Genomic DNA, 18,816 nt, shown 5'->3' with positions numbered 1-18,816 from the left:
TACAAAATCACCACACTTAAAAGGAACTTTGTAAGAATAAAAAACTAAAAATAAAACCAAACCAAATTATTGGCTGTTAAGTTCAACAGCAAAGTTTTTTTGTGTGGAATTCTATTTATGATTGTCCCATTCTGTACATCGGAACCACATAGCACGTATTTATACTATTTCAATTAGTATTTTCATTAAAAATAAGGCAAACAGAAGCAGCAAATTTTTTTATTTGCTGTATTCCAATTAGATTAATCCGGTATTTTGCCAATCATGTTCAGAAAACACTGATGGTTTGTTTATCCGATAGGCTTAAATACCTTGCTACTCACAATTAATCTATCTGATGTCATAGGAATGATAATTTCATGAAGCAACGTAAATTTTTAACCCGATACGAAATAGACGCAATTTTGGCAGAAACAAAAAAAGGACGTCACGCAGAACGGGATTACTGCATGCTATTAATGTGTTTTATTCACGGGTTTAGGGTAAGTGAGCTGTGTAATCTACGTTTATCCGATATCGATATAAACTCAGCAATTATTCATATCAGGCGGTTAAAAGGGGGACTTTCAACCACTCATCCTCTGATACCGGAGGAAATTGAAGCATTGAATAAATGGCTTGATGTTCGCCAAAAATGGCGGGAGGCCGATTCTCCTTGGGTATTTCTCTCCCAAAAATCAGGGGCTGTTTCACGGCAGCAAGTTTATGGCTTACTGAAGCGTTATGGTAAACAGGCATTAGTCAGCATTTCTCCACATCCTCACATGTTAAGACATGCCTGCGGCTACGCATTAGCAGATCTCGGTCGTGATACACGTCTGATTCAGGATTATCTTGGGCATCGTAACATTTCACATACTGTAATTTACACAGCCAGTAATGTGAAACGCTTCTCCAGAATTTGGGAGTCCCACTCTAAATAGGTGTTTTATTTATCTTTATTGTTTCCACTAACATAAACTGTTATTGCAACAATCTCCACTAATTAACCTGTGGAGATTGCCGATAGAGAAAATAGACAACTCCATCAGGACATAAAATAAGTTATTATTTTATAGATATGATAAATTTAATTTGTAAATGGGGTTTATTTTTATTGTTTTAAATTTGTTAACATTTTAATTCTAAATTTCCCAGAAACTTAAGCTCGGAAGATGGAATATATAATATAAATTTCTATTTAAACATGAGCAGCGAATTTATACGGATTATTTCACTGCTCAATAAGGAATAAAAAATGAACGGTTACTATTCTGAACTGGGATCCTCTGAACACAAATCCACATATAGTTCCGCAAACTTTTCTCGGATTTTTTGTTCCGGCAAATCCATACCGATAAAAACCAATACACTTTCACGCAATTCATCATTACGCCATTCCCTGTCCCAATCCGCGCTATATAGACGCTGTACACCTTGAAACAGCAGTCGGCGCGGTTCATCTTTAATGGCAATAATTCCTTTATAACGCAGCAGATTATCGGCAAAACTCAGTAACAGCTCTTCCATCAGGCTGGAAATTTCTGATAACTCAATCGGATGCGATAAGTTCACAACAATCGACTGAATGCTGTTTTTTTGTGTAGGAACAAATCGGAATACGGGAGTCGAAACGGTCAGTTTATCATTCAGCATAAAGCCTTCGATATCGAACAATATGTTCAAATCAGCCTCTCCCTGAATGACTTTATGAATCGAGGCTCTGGCATTGATTCTCTGCAAACGTTCAACCAAAGCATCATGAACTGGGGCAATATCAGTTTTTGTCAGGAGAATTCTATCCGCATAACCTATCTGTGACTGTGCGATAGAGAAGCGATCCAACTGTTGATCAGCATGAACAGCATCCACCAGCGTAATAATGCCATCCAACAAAAAACGCTGACACAGGGTTTCATGAGAAAAGAACGTCTGCGTAATTGGCCCGGGATCAGCCATTCCAGTACACTCAATGAGCAGGCGGTCAAAATAAATTTGCCCTTTATCCATGCTATCCAATAAATCCAGCAGAGCATCTTCCAGTTCATTCGAACGACTACAGCAAATACATCCGTTGCTCAATGTCTTAATCTGAGTGGCGCGATCGCCAATCAATTCATTATCAATAGGAACTTCACCAAATTCATTTTCGATGACAGCGATCTTATAACCATGATTGGCTTTGAGTATATGACGCAACAGCGTCGTTTTGCCTGATCCCAAAAAACCGGTCAGGATCGTAACTGATATTGGTTTCATTTTTATTTCCTTCTGACTGACTAACAGCAACGCATGCCACCTTTTCCATCGCCGCCATAGCGGGCATTCTGGCGCTCACGGAAAAATTCCTCATAGGTCATATAAGGTTTATCAGGGTGATTTTCCTTCATGTGCTGTACGTATGTGTCGTAGTCAGGAACACCCACCAACATACGGGCTGCCTGCCCCAAATATTTTCCCGCCCGGCCAAGGTTACCAAACATAATTACCCTCCAAAAAAATACCCCACATAATACAAAGTCGACTATGTGGGGTATATACCTTTTATTTTTTAAGCTGCGGCTTTACCGACGATACCGTAACTTAAAATCTTTCGGGCATGAATATCATGCTAGTTCGTAGAAGAAATCAGTGCGTAGAAGAAACTTTTACCCCACCTTCTGGAATCGGAACATAAGGTGTTTCGTTATCGGTACGCTCTGGGTTCTTACTCGCTTTTATCGCCATTTTGATGCCATAGATAATAATGCTGTACACCACGACGAAGAACAGGATACTTAAACCCGCATTAGTATAGTTGTTCACAACAATATGGTTCATGTTACTGATTTGCTGAGCAGTCAATTCTGCCCCACCTTCAGCAATCCGCTGTTTATACTCTTTTGCAAGGAAGAAGAAACCTTCAAGGCGTGGGTCATCACTGAATAATTTCAGCCCCAGTGCCCATGTCGTACAAATCAGCAACCAAACCGCAGGGATCACCGTTACCCAGATGTATTTGGTACGCTTCATCTTAATCAACACAACCGTACCCAGTACTAACGCCACGGCTGCCAGCATCTGATTAGAGATACCGAACAGAGGCCACAGGCTCTTGACGCCGCCCAACGGATCAACCACACCTTGATACAACAGATAACCCCACAAGCCAACACAACCCGCTGTACCAATGATACCGGCAATCAGGGAGTCGGTTTTCTTCAGGAACGGAACAAAATTACCCAAGAGATCCTGCAACATGAAGCGACCAGAACGTGTACCTGCATCTAAAGCCGTCAGAATAAACAACGCCTCAAACAGAATACCGAAGTGATACCAGAAGCCCATATCTGCCGCAGGGATAATCTGGTGGAATACATACGCGATACCCACAGCCAGAGTCGGGGCTCCACCGGCACGGTTCAGGACGGATGGTTCACCAATATCTTTCGCCGTTTGCAGGATTTGGTCTGGTGAAATAACAAAACCCCAAGAGCTTACGGTTGCTGCCGCATGGGTTGTTACATCCTTCAGAGAAGCCATGATCACCGGGGCTTCCGCTGTACCCAAATTATGCAAATCAGGCATGGTAATGCCCAATGCTGCCGGAGGGGTATTCATGGCAAAATAGAGGCCCGGTTCGATGATGGATGCAGCAACCAATGCCATGATCGCCACAAATGATTCCATCAGCATCGCGCCGTAACCAATGAAACGTGCATCTTTTTCGTTTGCCAGTAATTTAGGCGTTGTTCCCGAAGCGATCAGGGCATGGAAACCAGATACCGCACCACAAGCAATAGTAATGAACAAGAATGGGAATAGTGTTCCTTTCCAAACCGGTCCTGTGCCATCAATATATTGTGTTACAGCAGGCATTTTCAGCTCAGGGTTCAGGATAACGATCCCGATCGCCAGACCAACAATGACGCCAATTTTCAGGAACGTTGCCAGATAGTCACGCGGTGCCAAAATCAGCCAGACAGGCAACAGTGCAGAGACAAACGCATAACCAATCAGTGCATAAGTAATCGTGGTATCTTTAAACGTCAGTGCAGGTCCCCAGTAAGGGTCTGCTGCAACAACACCGCCAAACCAAATGGCAGCAACCAGCATAATTATCCCAATCACGGAGACTTCACCAACGCGTCCCGGACGGATATATCGCATATAGATCCCCATGAAAAGCGCAATTGGTACTGTCGTGCAAACAGTAAATACGCCCCACGGACTTTCTGCCAACGCTTTCACGACAATCAGAGCCAGTACCGCCAGAATGATAATCATGATCAAGAAACAGCCGAACAGGGCTATTGTTCCCGGTACCCGTCCCATTTCTTCTTTAACGATCTCACCCAGTGATGCACCATTGCGGCGGGAAGAGATAAACAGCACCATAAAGTCCTGTACGGCTCCGGCGAGTACAACTCCGGCCAATAGCCATAATGTTCCCGGCAAATACCCCACTTGTGCCGCCAATACCGGCCCTACCAATGGCCCCGCTCCGGCAATCGCTGCAAAATGGTGACCAAACAAGACATTCTTGTTGGTAGGAACGTAGTTCAATCCGTCATTATTGACGACCGCAGGAGTTGCCCGCGTGGCATCCAACTTCATCACTTTAGTCGCGATATAAAGGCTGTAATACCGATAAGCAACCAGATAAACCGCTACGGAAGCAACAATGATCCATAAAGCACTAACGTGCTCTCCCCGACGTAGCGCAACAACTCCAAGGCAGAATGCGCCAATGATTCCCAATATTATCCAGGGAATATGTTTTAAAAATTTATTATTGTTCATAAAACTTCCTGTCCAAAGTGAAAGGAAGCAATACCCATGAAAGGTATATACTCCTCGCCATACTGCACTATGATATAAAACTCCTCCCGCCATATTGGAAAGATCTGAGCCAGCGGTTGAATAACACATTAAGCGGTCAGAATCCTTCGACTAGTGGTTAGGGCACAGTGTGAATCAGTTAAATTCTGTGATCTGAATCACTGCTCATAAATCAAAATTAATATCGTCATCCTTCAGGTAATTAAAGTTCGTATATTCACCACTAAATGAGATCACTGTTTGTTGATTCGGGCATTCCTGATTAGAAAACCAATCACATTCAGAAAACAGCCGGGACTCTGCAATTCCCAACCATGTGGCTAACATAGGCAAAAGATGCAGGCCGCTGCGCTGGGCATTGATTTTATTCTTGGTAAAATAATCGTAACCAGTAATGATAAAAGGAACTTGATAGTTTTGTTTATTATCATCGTTATGGGTAAGATTTTCATTATCCGTATTTTTATTCACAAACGATAATCCATGATCTGCAAAATAGAGCATCGTCCAATGCAATTGGTTCTTATTGGCAATATTTTCAATTTCAGCCAATAGACTATCCGTATTATGAATACTCTGGATATAACATGAGATATTCTGCGAATGAAAATAGGTACTGTACTGATCATTAGTTCTGGTACAAGGCTGTGGATGTGAGCCCATTAAGTGAATAACAATCAGCTTCTTCTGTTTATCTTTAACTAAGGCCTTGCGGATAGAAGGCAACAAATTTTCATCCGGCATATAGCTGCGATCATCTGAACCGCCTTCCTTCAAAAAAGTATGATGGCTGGCCTGCTGGCCAATCAGTGCCACAGGAGAATCGAATCCTCCTTTCATGCCTTGGTTAGAGAGCCAATAAGTTTCAAATCTCGCTTTTTTCGCCAATGAAACGATACTGTTATTCAACTGAATTTCGTTTTCTCCACGAATTGCCAAAGAGTTTGTCAGAGAGAGCTGTGTTGAGGGAGCCGCTGAAATATAATTAGTTAATATTGTTGCATTTACTTTATCCAACCACGGTGTATTTTTATCCGGAAAACCGTAGGCATTCAGGAAATCTTTTCGAACACTTTCACCGATAACCATAATATAGGTGTCGTATATGCTCTCCTGCTTAGCAGTAGGCTGCCAATCATCCTGATGGTTAATGATTTTGGCAAATCGACTATTTTCGGATATAACCTTCGTATAACTTTTATAACTATCACTGAAAAAACGGACTTCCGGTAAACTGGTATTCAAAAGCTCTGAGCTATCTGCAAGTCCAGATTTAATATATCCCTTAGCTGGCGACCAGAAACTCGAAATAAAGAATAAGCCGAATAGCCACTTTTTACTTTTTCCTGAAAAGGTAACATTTAGCCTAAATGCAAAAATCATCAGAATAAAAATAGCAATTTCAGTTAAGTAAGTTGAGACAGGAAGTCCACTGATATACTCCAGAGTTTCGTTCTGATTTGTATAGAGCAATGACCCTACCGCATTAACATCCGGATAACCGTAGTTAAGGCCAATGGGGGTATAAATCATTCCTATGAATGAAAAAAAGGCAATTAGCAAGATATAGATTCGTTTGCTGACCGACGCAAAAAATAAAAATAATGCAAAGGCACTGAAGACATATATCAACTTGAATTGATAACCCAGACATTTATGTATCAGTAAGATCAGAGAAAAAAGAGCAATAAAATAAGAAAAATTCTTATTTTTATAAATAAAAGACATAATCATCCTGTGATTTTATATATACCCAATGGATTTCAAAATGCAGTGAGCATAACCAACAAAGCTGCAACTTGAAAGGCGACGGGTATATCCATGAATGAAGAACCTAATGGCATTAAATAATATACAAATCAACCCAATATTGGGTTAATTAACATGCAGTAAAATATGGATTATCGTGAGCTTGCCAGATAACGTTCAAAAGTCTCACGCTCCTCATCCCGCAAAGTCAAAACCTTAAAACCATCACGGGTCACTAAGATCGTATGCTCAAACTGAGCTGATAACCGACGATCTTTAGTCGTGACTGTCCAACCATCTTTATGCAGCTTAACGTCTTTTTTACCTTGGTTAATCATAGGCTCAATCGTGAAAGTCATTCCTTCTTCCAAGGTAATGCCTTCTCCGGCCTTACCATAATGCAGAACTTGAGGCTCTTCATGCATATTGCGACCAATACCATGACCACAATATTCGCGCACTACAGTGTAATTATTCGCTTCGGCGTGTTGTTGTATCGTATGACCGATATCTCCCAGCGTGATACCCGGTTTAACAATCTTAATCGCTTTATATAAGCATTCCTGAGTGACATTGACCAAACGCTTAGCGTGGGAAGATACATCACCGACACAAAACGTAATACTGCTGTCTCCGTAATATCCCTCTTTTTTGACGGTCACATCTACGTTAACAATATCTCCATTTTTTAGTCTTTTCTCAGAAGGCCATCCATGACAAACAACATGATTCACCGAAGTATTGACTGTATAGGGAAAGCCATATTGCCCTAAGCTACCGGGTATCGCATCCAGAGTTTTAGTAATGTATTCATGGCAAAACGAATCAATCTCAAGTGTTGTTATCCCTGGCACGATGATGGAGCGAACCGCTTCAAGTACTTGTCCCGTCAAGCGGCCCGCTATTTCCATTTTCTTTATTTCGTCCGCATCTTTTAACTGTATTTCGGTGCTTCTTGTCATGTTCAGTTCTCTTAATTCAAGTTATGTAGGCTTTTTAATAATGCACTTACATTAGTGAACAATTCAAGCCAACATTTGATTCACATTCCAGCCAGAACTACACCCGTTATTTACTGCGGTTCTAATGTGGAACTGTATTCTTTATTCAATCCGCCAATAGCCCCCTTTTTTGGCACCAACGCGGACTAAACGTCCTATATCCTGTAATATTTTGATATTACGCTCTATTGTGCGACGACTTACCTCCAGTTCATCAGCCAATTGGATTATGGTGATAGCAGGACAAACAGCAATAACTGATAAGATTTTTTGCGAAGTAGAATTGAGTGGCGGGGTGTTTTCTACCGACATTTGTACCGACGTTTGCACCGACATTTCTACCGGCACTATGATCGTATTCTGTTTTGGCATTTCGATACTTTCTTTAAGTGCCTCATATACTGAGAGCATAGCCCAAACAAAACAATAGTGTCGCATAAGAAAAATCCCTACAAAAATGCCTTCACCAGAATTAAACATTTTCTAGCAATAGCAACAAGCTACGATAAATTAAAACGAAATTACGCCAGTATTCTGGCACTATCGTTTATGATTATGTGGCTGCCGATGTAGATTGAGTGAATTACGAACAGAAATAGTCAGCGGCCCCTAGACAATAACACGTTGTTTTTAAATTAATTACATACTAAACGGCTATATAAGTGATACAGAAAACTTAAATGTCCCTCAATCTTAGGTGATATGACAGATATCGAGCCGCTTCGCAATCCTGCTGAATAGTGAAAAAATCTGATACATTCCTGCGAGTAATCCTGATAACCTACCGACCAAATCTTCCTAATCTAATCCACAGATGAATCACACAGATTATCAGTGATAAGATAGCGTTTTCGCCCAGGATGAGGTTCATTAGCATTCCATCCTTAGCTGATTATATTTAGGTTTTGTCATTTAGATGGGTTGACTGAGCGTCGATGGCCCAACCAAGTCAACAGGAATAATAAAATTGAATCAAGTCAATATGAAAGAATCTCCAGCAAAGGATATGGATAGCCATACCCCCATGATGCAGCAGTATCTGCGCCTGAAATCACAGCATCCGGATATTCTGCTGCTTTATCGGATGGGGGATTTTTATGAGTTGTTCTATGATGATGCCAAAAAGGCCTCAAAATTACTGGATATCTCTCTCACCAAACGCGGGCAATCGGCAGGTCAGCCTATTCCTATGGCAGGCGTTCCTTATCATGCAATCGAAAACTATCTGGCAAAACTGGTTCAGCTTGGTGAATCTGCGGCGCTCTGCGAACAAGTTGGCGATCCTGCTACCAGTAAAGGCCCTGTTGAACGCAAAGTTGTACGCATTGTCACACCCGGAACAGTGACTGATGAAGCCTTGCTGCAAGAGCGTCAGGATAATTTTCTGGCCGCTATCTGGCATGATAATCAGGGTTTTGGTTACGCGACGCTGGATATTACTTCCGGTCGCTTCCGTGTCTCCGAAATGGCCGACGAAGATACTATTGCCGCAGAATTGCAACGTACCCGTCCTGCGGAGTTACTCTATCCTGAAACGTTTGAGCATATGGCACTGATTGAACGTTGTCATGGCTTGCGTCGCCGTCCTATGTGGGAATTTGAGCTGGATACGGCAAAACAACAACTGAATTTACAGTTTGGTACCCGTGACCTCATTGGCTTCGGCGTGGAAAAATCACCACTCGCCCTGCGGGCTGCGGGCTGTTTGCTGCAATATGTTAAAGACACTCAGCGCACTGCCCTGCCCCATATCCGCAATATTACGATGGAGCGCCAGCAAGAAACGGTCATTATGGATGCCGCCACCCGCCGCAATCTGGAATTGACGCAAAATCTGTCCGGTGGAATTGAAAATACGCTGGCTTCGGTACTCGATCAGTGTGTGACACCGATGGGCAGCCGTATGCTGAAGCGCTGGCTGCATACTCCCATCCGTAATAAAGATGTGCTGGAAAATCGCCAGCAAGCCATTTCAGCATTGCAAGAAATTGGCTATGAGTTACAACCATTTTTACGTCAGGTTGGTGATTTAGAGCGTGTGCTGGCCCGCCTCGCCCTCCGTTCTGCGCGCCCTCGTGATTTGGCCAAGATGCGTCATGCTTTCCAACAATTGCCAGATATTCATCAGATCATGGCATCTTCCGATTCCCCTTATATTCAAACGCTACAGCAACGCGTAGGGAATTTTGATGAATTGAAAACATTGCTGGAAAATGCGGTTGTCGAAACGCCTCCCGTTCTGGTGCGTGATGGTGGCGTGATTGCGACAGGCTATAATATCGAACTGGATGAGTGGAGAGCATTGGCTGATGGTGCCAGTGATTATCTGGATAGACTGGAGATCCGCGAGCGTGAGAAACACGGCATCGATACCCTGAAGGTGGGATTCAATGGGGTGCATGGTTACTATATCCAGGTCAGTCGCGGGCAAAGCCATTTAGTACCGATCCATTATGTTCGCCGTCAGACACTGAAAAATGCAGAACGCTATATCATTCCTGAGTTAAAAGAGTATGAAGATAAGGTTCTGACTTCCAAAGGTAAGGCTCTGGCAATTGAAAAAGCCTTGTATGAGGAATTATTTGATTTGTTACTGCCTCATCTGGCTGAGTTGCAAACCAGTGCCGAGGCATTGGCTGAGCTGGATGTACTGGCAAATCTTGCCGAAAGAGCCGAAACGTTGAATTACACCTGCCCGACACTGACAGATAAAGCCGGAATTCAAATCACCGGTGGCCGCCATCCGGTTGTCGAGCAAGTATTGAGTGAGCCTTTTATTTCTAACCCGTTAACGCTTTCGTCACAGCGCCGTTTGCTGATTATCACCGGTCCGAATATGGGCGGTAAAAGTACCTATATGCGCCAAGCGGCCCTAATTACGTTGCTGGCATATATCGGAAGCTTTGTTCCTGCCGAAAATGCGATCATTGGCCCGGTGGATCGTATTTTTACCCGTGTAGGCGCATCCGATGATCTGGCATCAGGCCGCTCCACATTTATGGTGGAAATGACTGAAACTGCCAACATTCTACATAATGCCACCGAACACAGTTTAGTTCTTATGGATGAAATTGGTCGTGGTACATCGACTTATGATGGTTTGTCTCTTGCATGGGCCTGTGCGGAAAGTTTGGCTAACCGCATCAAGGCGATGACACTGTTTGCGACTCACTATTTTGAGCTGACAACTCTGCCTGAAAAACTGGAAGGAGTTATTAACATTCATCTGGATGCTGTTGAACATGGAGATACAATTGCTTTCATGCATAGCGTGCAGGAAGGTGCAGCAAGCAAAAGTTATGGATTGGCGGTCGCCTCTTTGGCAGGTGTTCCCCGTGATGTGATTAAACGGGCACGGCAAAAACTGAAAGAGCTGGAATCGCTCTCCAATAATGCGACAGCAAGCCACGTCGATACGCCACAATTGACCTTACTGACAGAAGAAACTTCTCCGGCAGTCGAAGCACTGGAAAATTTGAATCCGGATACATTGACACCGCGTCAAGCACTGGAGTGGATTTATCGTCTGAAAGATATGGTATAGCAATGAAGTTTGCGACCAATCTGTTGGCCCCAATTATCAATTTTTACAATGCGAAGCCCCTGAACTATAGGTAAAAAAAAGGTAGAAAAAGCCCGGCAGCCTGAAAGCCTGCCGGTTTTACTGCGTGACCATCTGTTATGCGAATTGAAATTATGCGAGATGAAGATTTAGGTAAGTTTTATATTTCTCTGCTACGTTCAGACGTTCGTCATTATCAGAATTATTTGGCACTAGCCCAATTGATACTCAAAAAAGATCTGACGGAAAGGGTAAATTATTTCGACCGGATTGGAGCAGAATTTATTCAAACACCTGACCGTGATTTTAAATTTCATAGTGGTGTTCTTATGGTCAAAAATGCATAAATAAAAAGCCAAATAAAAATCAAATTATGAACAAGTGAATCATTGAAAAAAATTAAGAAAATAAAAGGTGGGCTGATTTAGCCCACCTTTAGATTAAAACCTAATATGTTATTCATCTTTCAAATTGCTGCTTTTGAAACTAATAAGACTCTTCCCAGCTGTCTGGACAACAAGTTATCTCTGCTTCTGAAAATTCGTTTATTTGTACCAAGCAACGATTTGAAATCTATCGAATATAAATAATTAAGTCCGGAATAATGATTCTATATTCAAGCCCTGAGTGTGCAATATATCTCTAAGACGACGCAAACCCTCAACTTGAATTTGACGAACCCTTTCCCTGGTTAATCCTATTTCTCGCCCAACATCCTCTAATGTTTCTGCCTCGTACCCAAGCAATCCGAAACGACGAGCTAAAACTTCGCGCTGTTTTGCGTTTAACTCAAATAGCCATTTCACGATGCTTTGTTTCATATCATCATCTTGAATGGTTGTTTCTGGCCCTGAATCATTTTCATCAGATAAAATATCTAATAATGCTTTATCTGAATCACCACTAATTGGCGTGTCAACAGAAGTAATACGTTCGTTAAGCCGCATCATACGGCTCACGTCTTCAACAGGTTTATCCAGTTTTTCCGCAATTTCTTCGACAGTGGGTTCATGATCCAATTTATGTGCCAGTTCTCTTGCAGTACGTAAATAGACATTCAATTCTTTGACTATGTGAATAGGCAGACGAATTGTGCGAGTTTGGTTCATAATGGCTCGCTCAATTGTTTGTCGGATCCACCAAGTCGCATAAGTGGAAAAACGGAAACCTCTTTCCGGATCAAATTTTTCCACCGCACGAATAAGCCCAAGGTTCCCTTCTTCAATCAGATCCAGTAACGCTAATCCGCGATTACTATACCGGCGGGATATTTTGACAACCAATCGTAAGTTACTTTCAATCATACGTTGGCGTGCAGCAATATCTCCACGCAGTGCCCGTCTGGAGAAAAAAACCTCTTCCTCTGCTGTCAGCAGGGGCGAGAAACCTATCTCTCCGAGATAAAGCTGTGTTGCATCAAGAACCCTTTGGTTTACTCCTTGCAACAAATCCAAATCTTCATCAAGACTAGCTACTTCATCCCCATCTTTCAGCAACGCTTCATCAAAGTCATTAGCTTCCATGCTATTTTCGTCTAAATCCGCATCATCATACAACTCATTAACTTTAAGCGTACTTTGGCTCATCAGCTGCTCCTACCCATGATAATGCGGGCAGGAATTTCAGATCCTGCCCCGGTTTATCGCTGCGGAAGATAACGCAGCGGGTTTACGGATTTTCCCTTGTAGCGAATTTCAAAATGTAATCTTACGGAACTTGTTCCGGTACTACCCATGGTGGCAATCTTTTGCCCCGCTTGGACGTCCTGCTGCTCACGTACCAACATAGTGTCGTTGTGGGCATAGGCGCTCAGGTAGTCATCATTATGTTTTATAATTATTAGATTTCCGTATCCACGTAGCGCATTTCCAGCATAAACCACTTTTCCACTGGCAGTTGAAAATACGGGCTGACCACGACTACCCGCAATATCAACGCCTTTATTGCCTCCCTGAGAATCAGAGAAGTTTTCAAGAATTTTTCCTTCTGCCGGCCATCTCCAACTATTAATAGTTCCATTACTACTACTATTACTACTAATAGCGCTATTTACACTGGTATCTGTTGCTGTAGATACTTTCGATCCAGCATTGTCGCTAGCAGAAATAGTTGCTCTTGGCAACATTTTTCCGGAGCTTGGTCTATCAATGTTTGCAGGATACTCATTAATTTTTTGAAAATCAACCTGACGAATTTTAGATTGGGTACTATTTGATGCTATTAATACACCATTATTGGAGTTTACATTACCCATTCTCAGGAGCTGACCAACATTTAAACTATAAGGCTCTAAAATATTATTTTTGAGAGCCAGATCACGAAAATCCTCTCCTGTAATCCAAGCGATATAAAACAACGTATCACCATGCTTAACGGTATAAGTACTGCCGTTGTAGCTTCCCTTTGGAATGTTCCCATAGTTGCGGCTATAGACGATCCGACCCTGAGACGAGTCATTTTTAGCAGTATGATTAACTGGATAATCGTTTTTTGAAGCAGCATGCTCTGAGCTGCGATTTGTTGAAATTATTTTAGGAGAAGATTGCATTGGAGTCGAAATTGATGGCGGTTTGGAGAATATTCTTCCATTTTTTTCCTGACTATCAATATTCACTATCGGAGCTGGGCGTTCCGGGGTATTGCTACAACCAACTAATACAACACCTATAACAGTGCTGGCGACTATCAATTTTATTTTTTTCATTGGGTTTCCTAAATTCATACCTTATCCCCCTATAAAGGCAAATATAAGCTCTAATAATGATGATTTATAAAGAAATTTAGAATCGTAAAAGATTTAAAGTGAAATATTTTGCTTAATCTCAGAAAAAATGACAGCAAATTTAAAAGTAACAACGGAATAAATCAGCGGATTATGCTAGCTCGCCTTGAATTAGAGGTACAAAACGGACAGATTCGATAACTTCACCATGAAAATCATTCCCATAACGATGTACCACTTTCAGTGACTGAGAGCGTTCACCAACAGGCACAACCATTACTCCACCATCAGCAAGCTGGTGAAGCAAAGCAGGAGGAATTTCTGGTGGTGCTGCTGTAACAATTATGGCATCAAATGGCCCTTTTGACGGCCATCCATTCCATCCATCACCATGGCGAGTGGAGATATTATGTAAATCAAGCTGCTTTAAACGGCGTTTAGCCTGCCATTGCAATCCCTTAATGCGTTCCACGGAGAAAACATGTCTGGATAAATGGGCAAGTATTGCCGTCTGATAACCCGATCCCGTTCCAATCTCCAGGACATTGGCTTCGGGGGTTAAATTCAGCAGCTCTGTCATGCGGGCAACAATATAAGGTTGTGATATGGTTTGCCCATGTCCTATGGGCAGTGCTGTATTTTCATATGCTTTATGTGACAGTGCTTCATCCACAAAACATTCACGGGGTACTTTGGCAATGATTTCCAGCAAATGCTCGTTGTGTATGCCTTGCTGACGCAATTGCGCCAGCAAATTTTTCATTGACCGGCTCAACATTCCCCAATATCTCCGGCTTTAGCCAACCAATCGTTTATCAGTTCCTGTGCTTTATAAGCCGTCAAATCCACTTGTAAAGGCGTAATGGAGACAAAACCGTCTTCTACCGCAGCGAAATCCGTTTCAGGTCCTGCGTCGCGTTTATCTCCCGGAGGACCTATCCAGTAAAGCATATTACCTTTGGGATCTTCTAAGGAATACACTTCTTCAGCAGCACAGCGGCTGCCGCATCGCGTCACCCGAAATCCTTTGATTTGCTCAATGGGAATATCAGGCACATTGATATTCAGAATATTACCCGCTCTCAAGGGAAATTTTTGTAGCAAAGTTAATAAGCGCACAGTAACTTCTGCTGCCGTTTCATAATGTTTGTCACCATTGAGTGATACCGCCAGAGCGGGTAATCCTAAATGGCGTCCTTCCATCGCGGCGGCGACCGTACCGGAGTAAATCACGTCATCACCAAGGTTAGGGCCACAATTGATCCCTGAAACCACAATGTCAGGACGAGGGTGAACCAGATTATTCACACCCAGATAGACACAATCCGTCGGTGTTCCTTCCTGAACAGCAATATCGCCATTATTCAGTGTATTAATGCGCAGGGGTCGATCCAGCGTTAAAGCATTCGATGCGCCGCTACGGTTACGATCAGGCGCAATCACCTGAACATGATAGTGTTTCCGCAATGTAGCCGCTAAGGTTTGAATACCGGGTGCGGTGACACCATCATCGTTACTCAGCAATATCCGCAGCATTGAAGTATCTCATTGATTTTATTAAGTAGAACATAGACTGATACTGTAACTTATCCTGTAAGTCGTCCTATATTGTTTGGCGTGACTTACGATTGGACAATATTAAGCCTGTTAAAAACCCGTTTGATCTTAGCATGACGTCACCCGTTTTGTAGAGTGCTTTGCGCCCAGCCCAATGAGTGAAAAACGACGATCAATTCATTGGCTGTTGAGCCAGTTTTGCAGAGAGGGTGGACTTTCCTGAAGCAATTTTTCCACACAGAATATGAAGAACGGGTTTTTCTTTTTTAGAACTTTCAGAAATTTCAGATATATTTTTTGAGTTCATGTTTTTCCTCGATATCCAGCCAAAAAAACATCTTACAAAAAATAGATTAATAAACAATCATGTTTCTGATTTCCATTCAATAAACAACAGGGCGGCACTATCACCAAAGTAATCATAAATAATGCTGCCCTGTTTTTCAGGGAAAATATGGCGTTAGATGAAAATGTTACTCCGCAACATCCACAACGCTATTTTGATCCTGATTGATAATCTCTCTAACAACACTGGTTGCAAAGCTACCGGATGGCAGAGAGAAGTGGAGAGTCACAGTTTGCTCATCCAACCATTCCCAGTGCAAATTAAGCGGCTTCACCATTATTGCCCGACGTACACTCTCTACGCGCTCACGTTTAACCAATGACCACAGCGATTCGTAATCCAGTAAGCATTGCTGTTCGAAATCCAGTGCCTGATTCTGTGTTCCCAATGCCTTATCACCCGGCAAAGATGCGGTGATCTGTAATTCTCCATCCATGATCCGCTGCTGCAATACCGCTAATTCCGCCTCATCAGCCACAAACCAGCTTCCACGTCCCGTTAATTGCAATGCGTCGCCATTCAACACCTGCTGATGTGTATTTTGGGCAATGCGTGTACTGGCAATGGCATTAAACATGGCGCTGCGACTGGCAGAAAGGTAAAAACTGCGGCGGCTGCGCTCCCTGACCTGAATTTCATTATCCGCCCAACGTTGGGCCTGAACCAGATTCTGTCCATCGCGTCCGAAACGTTGTTCACCAAAGTAATTAGGAACGCCGGTTTGTGATATTTGCTGCAAACGTTTTTCTACCGATTGCCGATCAGAAATTTCTCTTAATACCAGAGTAAAATCATTGCCTTTCAAAGATCCAATCCGTACTTTTCGTTTCTGGCGGGCAGTTGCCAGCACTTCACAACCTTCAAGCTGAAATGCCGTTAAATCCGGATCTTGTTTTCCCGGCAAGTGCAGGCAGAACCATTGTTCCGTGACTGCATTACGATCTTTTAACCCCGCATAACTGACAGAGCGAGCCGATATTTTGGCAAAACGAGCAAGGTTGTCCGCTACAAATTGAGTGTTACATCCCGTTTTGCGGATGTGTACCATTAAATGCTCGCCTTCTCCATCAGGAGAAAAGCCCAAATCCTCACGTACAATAAAATCTTCTGGTGAGGCTTTAACGACACCCGTCGCTTCCGGTCGGCCATAAAGCCAATGTAATTCACTTAATGTCATGCTTATTCCTTTACCAACAAAGCTACAGCTTCGCAGGCAATTCCTTCTTTGCGTCCAACAAACCCCAGTTTTTCTGTGGTTGTCGCTTTAACGTTAATATCATCCATATGACACTCAAGATCTTCTGCCAGATTAACCCGCATTTGGGGAATATGGGGCAACATTTTCGGTGCCTGTGCAATGATGGTGATATCCAGATTTCCAATTCGATAGCCTTTGGCACGAATACGACGATAGGCTTCTTTCAGCAGCTCACGGCTATCTGCACCTTTAAAGGCAGGATCGGTATCAGGAAACAGTTTCCCGATATCTCCCAGTGCGGCTGCTCCCAGCAGGGCATCTGTAGCCGCATGCAAAGCAACGTCGCCATCTGAATGGGCAATTAATCCGTGTTCATAAGGAATGCGGACACCTCCAATGACCAATGGCCCTTCTCCGCCAAATTTATGCACATCAAAACCGTGTCCAATTCTCATACGATAGATTCCTTAGATTTTCGGGATAGGTAAAACTCAGCTAATGCTAAATCTTCAGGTTGGGTAACTTTAATATTATCCGCCCGACCATTGACCAATACGGGGCAATAACCGCAGTATTCCAGTGCTGATGATTCATCAGTGATACAGGCTTGTTCCGCAAGTGATTTGATCAGGCAATCACGCAACAGCTGCAAGGGGAACAACTGTGGGGTCAGAGCATGCCAAAGTCCGTTGCGATCAACAGTATGGGCAATAACTGTATGATTAATTGTGGATGTTCCTGTCATTGGCTGTGGTTGCATGCGCTTCATGGTATCTCTTACCGGAGAAGCCAAAAGGCCACCACACACGTTGCCAGATTCGGTATGTTGTTCGATAAGCTGTAGCAAGTTATCAAGATCATTCTGGTGGAGGCAGGGGCGGGCTGCGTCATGCACCAAAACCCAGATTGATTTGTCTGTTTGCAAACCAGCCAAATAATCCAGTCCAGCCAAGACTGAATCCGCCCGCTCTTCTCCACCGATTACGGTCGTAATACGTGATTCTGAAGCGATGGCCAGTTGTTCAAATTGAGTATCAGCCGGATTGAGGGCAACAATGATGCGCTGTATGCGGGGATGTTCAAGCAAGGCGGCCAGAGTGTGTTCAATAATGGTTTTTCCGGCTACGTCGAGATACTGTTTTGGGCAATCGGATTTCATCCGACTACCAATACCCGCAGCAGGGATCAATGCGACTATTTCAGTTAAAGCATCATCAGTACGTGAAATATCAGCAGTAGAATGAAGACTTGAATTATTCATTTCGATTATTATTTAATGTTTTGATTCAAAGAATGTTTTAATGCAACGACGGTTTTTATCCAACAATAGCTTTAATTCAACAATAGCTCTAATTCAACAATAACTTTAATTCAAGGTTTACTCTGATTTAGTGATCGCCCTGATTTGAAGATTGTTGCGCATTTTGTTTCGAAGTATCCGGCACCATACGGTAAAAAGACTCTTCCGGCTTAATCATGCCCAATTCATTACGCGCACGTTCTTCTATCGCTTCCTGTCCACCTTTCAGATCTTTGATTTCAGCAAATAGCTGGTCATTACGCGCTTTAAGTTTGAGGTTATCGACCTCTTGCTTATCGACTTCAGACTTAACCCGCACATAATCATGGATACCATGTTTGCCTAACCACAGTGAGTACTGTAACCAGCCAAGTAAAACTAATAATAGTAGCGTTAGTTTGCCCATCTCCCCCCCTGAAAAACCCGCTAATCATCCCACAACTGAAAGCATGACGCCACTATCACACATGATCACCCGCTATCACACACGATCACAAAATATAACGACACATAACTGCACATAGCTACACGATAGAATGGAACACTATTTATGGAATAACATCGGTGGAATAACATTGAAT

General features: G+C 42.8%; 16 protein-coding genes and 2 pseudogenes. 3 read left to right on the top strand and 15 right to left on the bottom strand.

All coding sequences use genetic code 11. The features are described from left to right. Window positions 1-356 precede the first annotated feature (356 nt). Window positions 357-923: pseudogene (locus FE394_RS01095) on the top strand (tyrosine-type DNA invertase); the annotation flags it as partial. Window positions 924-1,248: 325 nt separating this feature from the next. Here the strand turns inward: FE394_RS01095 and yjiA are convergent. The 6 genes from yjiA to FE394_RS01065 form a co-directional block, all read right to left on the bottom strand. Continuing rightward, window positions 1,249-2,238, bottom strand: a complete 990-nt coding sequence (gene yjiA, locus FE394_RS01090) for a GTPase (RefSeq protein ID WP_319924561.1) — start codon at window positions 2,236-2,238, stop codon at window positions 1,249-1,251. Between the two features lie 20 nt (window positions 2,239-2,258). Beyond that, complete coding sequence (locus tag FE394_RS01085) at window positions 2,259-2,462, bottom strand: YbdD/YjiX family protein (protein WP_047962587.1); 204 nt, start codon at window positions 2,460-2,462, stop codon at window positions 2,259-2,261. A gap of 145 nt (window positions 2,463-2,607) precedes the next feature. After that, complete coding sequence (locus FE394_RS01080; RefSeq protein ID WP_319924560.1) at window positions 2,608-4,761, bottom strand: carbon starvation CstA family protein; 2,154 nt, start codon at window positions 4,759-4,761, stop codon at window positions 2,608-2,610. Between the two features lie 204 nt (window positions 4,762-4,965). Continuing rightward, window positions 4,966-6,273, bottom strand: coding sequence for a phosphoethanolamine transferase (locus FE394_RS01075; protein ID WP_319924559.1), 1,308 nt, complete (start codon window positions 6,271-6,273; stop codon window positions 4,966-4,968). A gap of 428 nt (window positions 6,274-6,701) precedes the next feature. Beyond that, the gene (gene map, locus FE394_RS01070) at window positions 6,702-7,511 is read right to left on the bottom strand and encodes a type I methionyl aminopeptidase (RefSeq protein WP_319924558.1); all 810 of its coding nucleotides are present in this window, start codon (window positions 7,509-7,511) and stop codon (window positions 6,702-6,704) included. Between the two features lie 141 nt (window positions 7,512-7,652). Then, window positions 7,653-7,922 carry an HTH domain-containing protein gene (locus tag FE394_RS01065; protein ID WP_319924557.1) on the bottom strand — a complete coding sequence of 90 codons (270 nt, stop codon included), beginning with the start codon at window positions 7,920-7,922 and terminating at the stop codon, window positions 7,653-7,655. Window positions 7,923-8,556: 634 nt separating this feature from the next. Between FE394_RS01065 and mutS the strand changes: the two genes are divergently transcribed. Then, window positions 8,557-11,094, top strand: a complete 2,538-nt coding sequence (mutS, locus tag FE394_RS01055) for a DNA mismatch repair protein MutS (protein ID WP_319924662.1) — start codon at window positions 8,557-8,559, stop codon at window positions 11,092-11,094. Window positions 11,095-11,252: 158 nt separating this feature from the next. Then, a pseudogene (miaE, locus tag FE394_RS01050) lies at window positions 11,253-11,459 on the top strand (tRNA isopentenyl-2-thiomethyl-A-37 hydroxylase MiaE); the annotation flags it as partial. A 243-nt stretch (window positions 11,460-11,702) separates the two neighbouring features. Here the strand turns inward: miaE and rpoS are convergent. From rpoS to ftsB, 9 genes are all read right to left on the bottom strand, one after another. Then, window positions 11,703-12,698, bottom strand: coding sequence for an RNA polymerase sigma factor RpoS (rpoS, locus tag FE394_RS01045; RefSeq protein ID WP_319924556.1), 996 nt, complete (start codon window positions 12,696-12,698; stop codon window positions 11,703-11,705). A gap of 53 nt (window positions 12,699-12,751) precedes the next feature. Next, the gene (gene nlpD, locus FE394_RS01040; RefSeq protein ID WP_319924555.1) at window positions 12,752-13,834 is read right to left on the bottom strand and encodes a murein hydrolase activator NlpD; all 1,083 of its coding nucleotides are present in this window, start codon (window positions 13,832-13,834) and stop codon (window positions 12,752-12,754) included. A gap of 151 nt (window positions 13,835-13,985) precedes the next feature. Then, on the bottom strand, window positions 13,986-14,612 hold the full coding sequence (locus FE394_RS01035) for a protein-L-isoaspartate(D-aspartate) O-methyltransferase (RefSeq protein WP_319924554.1): 627 nt from the start codon (window positions 14,610-14,612) through the stop codon (window positions 13,986-13,988). Continuing rightward, a complete protein-coding gene (gene surE, locus FE394_RS01030; protein WP_319924553.1) occupies window positions 14,606-15,370 on the bottom strand; it encodes a 5'/3'-nucleotidase SurE in 765 nt (254 codons plus the stop codon). The genes FE394_RS01035 and surE overlap by 7 nt, the downstream gene beginning before the upstream one ends. Window positions 15,371-15,563: 193 nt before the next feature. Continuing rightward, window positions 15,564-15,698: a hypothetical protein gene (locus FE394_RS01025; RefSeq protein ID WP_319924552.1), complete on the bottom strand. Its 135-nt coding sequence runs from the start codon at window positions 15,696-15,698 to the stop codon at window positions 15,564-15,566. A gap of 166 nt (window positions 15,699-15,864) precedes the next feature. After that, window positions 15,865-16,914: a tRNA pseudouridine(13) synthase TruD gene (truD, locus tag FE394_RS01020; RefSeq protein ID WP_319924551.1), complete on the bottom strand. Its 1,050-nt coding sequence runs from the start codon at window positions 16,912-16,914 to the stop codon at window positions 15,865-15,867. Between the two features lie 2 nt (window positions 16,915-16,916). After that, window positions 16,917-17,390, bottom strand: a complete 474-nt coding sequence (gene ispF / locus FE394_RS01015) for a 2-C-methyl-D-erythritol 2,4-cyclodiphosphate synthase (RefSeq protein ID WP_319924550.1) — start codon at window positions 17,388-17,390, stop codon at window positions 16,917-16,919. Continuing rightward, window positions 17,387-18,196, bottom strand: a complete 810-nt coding sequence (gene ispD, locus FE394_RS01010; RefSeq protein WP_319924549.1) for a 2-C-methyl-D-erythritol 4-phosphate cytidylyltransferase — start codon at window positions 18,194-18,196, stop codon at window positions 17,387-17,389. Before ispD ends, ispF begins: the two co-directional genes overlap by 4 nt. A 127-nt stretch (window positions 18,197-18,323) precedes the next feature. Next, window positions 18,324-18,641, bottom strand: coding sequence for a cell division protein FtsB (ftsB, locus tag FE394_RS01005; RefSeq protein WP_319924548.1), 318 nt, complete (start codon window positions 18,639-18,641; stop codon window positions 18,324-18,326). Window positions 18,642-18,816 lie beyond the last annotated feature (175 nt).

Origin of the sequence: Xenorhabdus littoralis (assembly GCF_033949345.1) — a bacterium.
In the GTDB taxonomy this organism is placed as follows: Bacteria; Pseudomonadota; Gammaproteobacteria; order Enterobacterales; family Enterobacteriaceae; genus Xenorhabdus; species Xenorhabdus littoralis.
The sequence above is the reverse complement of the archived record's forward strand: the minus strand, read 5'-3'. Positions and strand labels throughout refer to the sequence as shown.

Excerpts from the sequence above, each read along its gene's own strand:
- mutS (WP_319924662.1), top strand. The coding sequence starts at position 8,557 with ATGGATAGCCATACCCCCATGATGCAGCAGTATCTGCGCCTGAAATCA.
- FE394_RS01065 (WP_319924557.1), bottom strand. The coding sequence starts at position 7,922 with ATGCCAAAACAGAATACGATCATAGTGCCGGTAGAAATGTCGGTGCAA.
- ftsB (WP_319924548.1), bottom strand. The coding sequence starts at position 18,641 with ATGGGCAAACTAACGCTACTATTATTAGTTTTACTTGGCTGGTTACAG.
- FE394_RS01025 (WP_319924552.1), bottom strand. The coding sequence starts at position 15,698 with ATGAACTCAAAAAATATATCTGAAATTTCTGAAAGTTCTAAAAAAGAA.
- ispF (WP_319924550.1), bottom strand. The coding sequence starts at position 17,390 with ATGAGAATTGGACACGGTTTTGATGTGCATAAATTTGGCGGAGAAGGG.
- yjiA (WP_319924561.1), bottom strand. The coding sequence starts at position 2,238 with ATGAAACCAATATCAGTTACGATCCTGACCGGTTTTTTGGGATCAGGC.
- rpoS (WP_319924556.1), bottom strand. The coding sequence starts at position 12,698 with ATGAGCCAAAGTACGCTTAAAGTTAATGAGTTGTATGATGATGCGGAT.
- FE394_RS01035 (WP_319924554.1), bottom strand. The coding sequence starts at position 14,612 with ATGTTGAGCCGGTCAATGAAAAATTTGCTGGCGCAATTGCGTCAGCAA.
- map (WP_319924558.1), bottom strand. The coding sequence starts at position 7,511 with ATGACAAGAAGCACCGAAATACAGTTAAAAGATGCGGACGAAATAAAG.
- ispD (WP_319924549.1), bottom strand. The coding sequence starts at position 18,196 with ATGAATAATTCAAGTCTTCATTCTACTGCTGATATTTCACGTACTGAT.
- truD (WP_319924551.1), bottom strand. The coding sequence starts at position 16,914 with ATGACATTAAGTGAATTACATTGGCTTTATGGCCGACCGGAAGCGACG.
- surE (WP_319924553.1), bottom strand. The coding sequence starts at position 15,370 with ATGCTGCGGATATTGCTGAGTAACGATGATGGTGTCACCGCACCCGGT.
- FE394_RS01085 (WP_047962587.1), bottom strand. The coding sequence starts at position 2,462 with ATGTTTGGTAACCTTGGCCGGGCGGGAAAATATTTGGGGCAGGCAGCC.
- FE394_RS01080 (WP_319924560.1), bottom strand. The coding sequence starts at position 4,761 with ATGAACAATAATAAATTTTTAAAACATATTCCCTGGATAATATTGGGA.
- nlpD (WP_319924555.1), bottom strand. The coding sequence starts at position 13,834 with ATGAATTTAGGAAACCCAATGAAAAAAATAAAATTGATAGTCGCCAGC.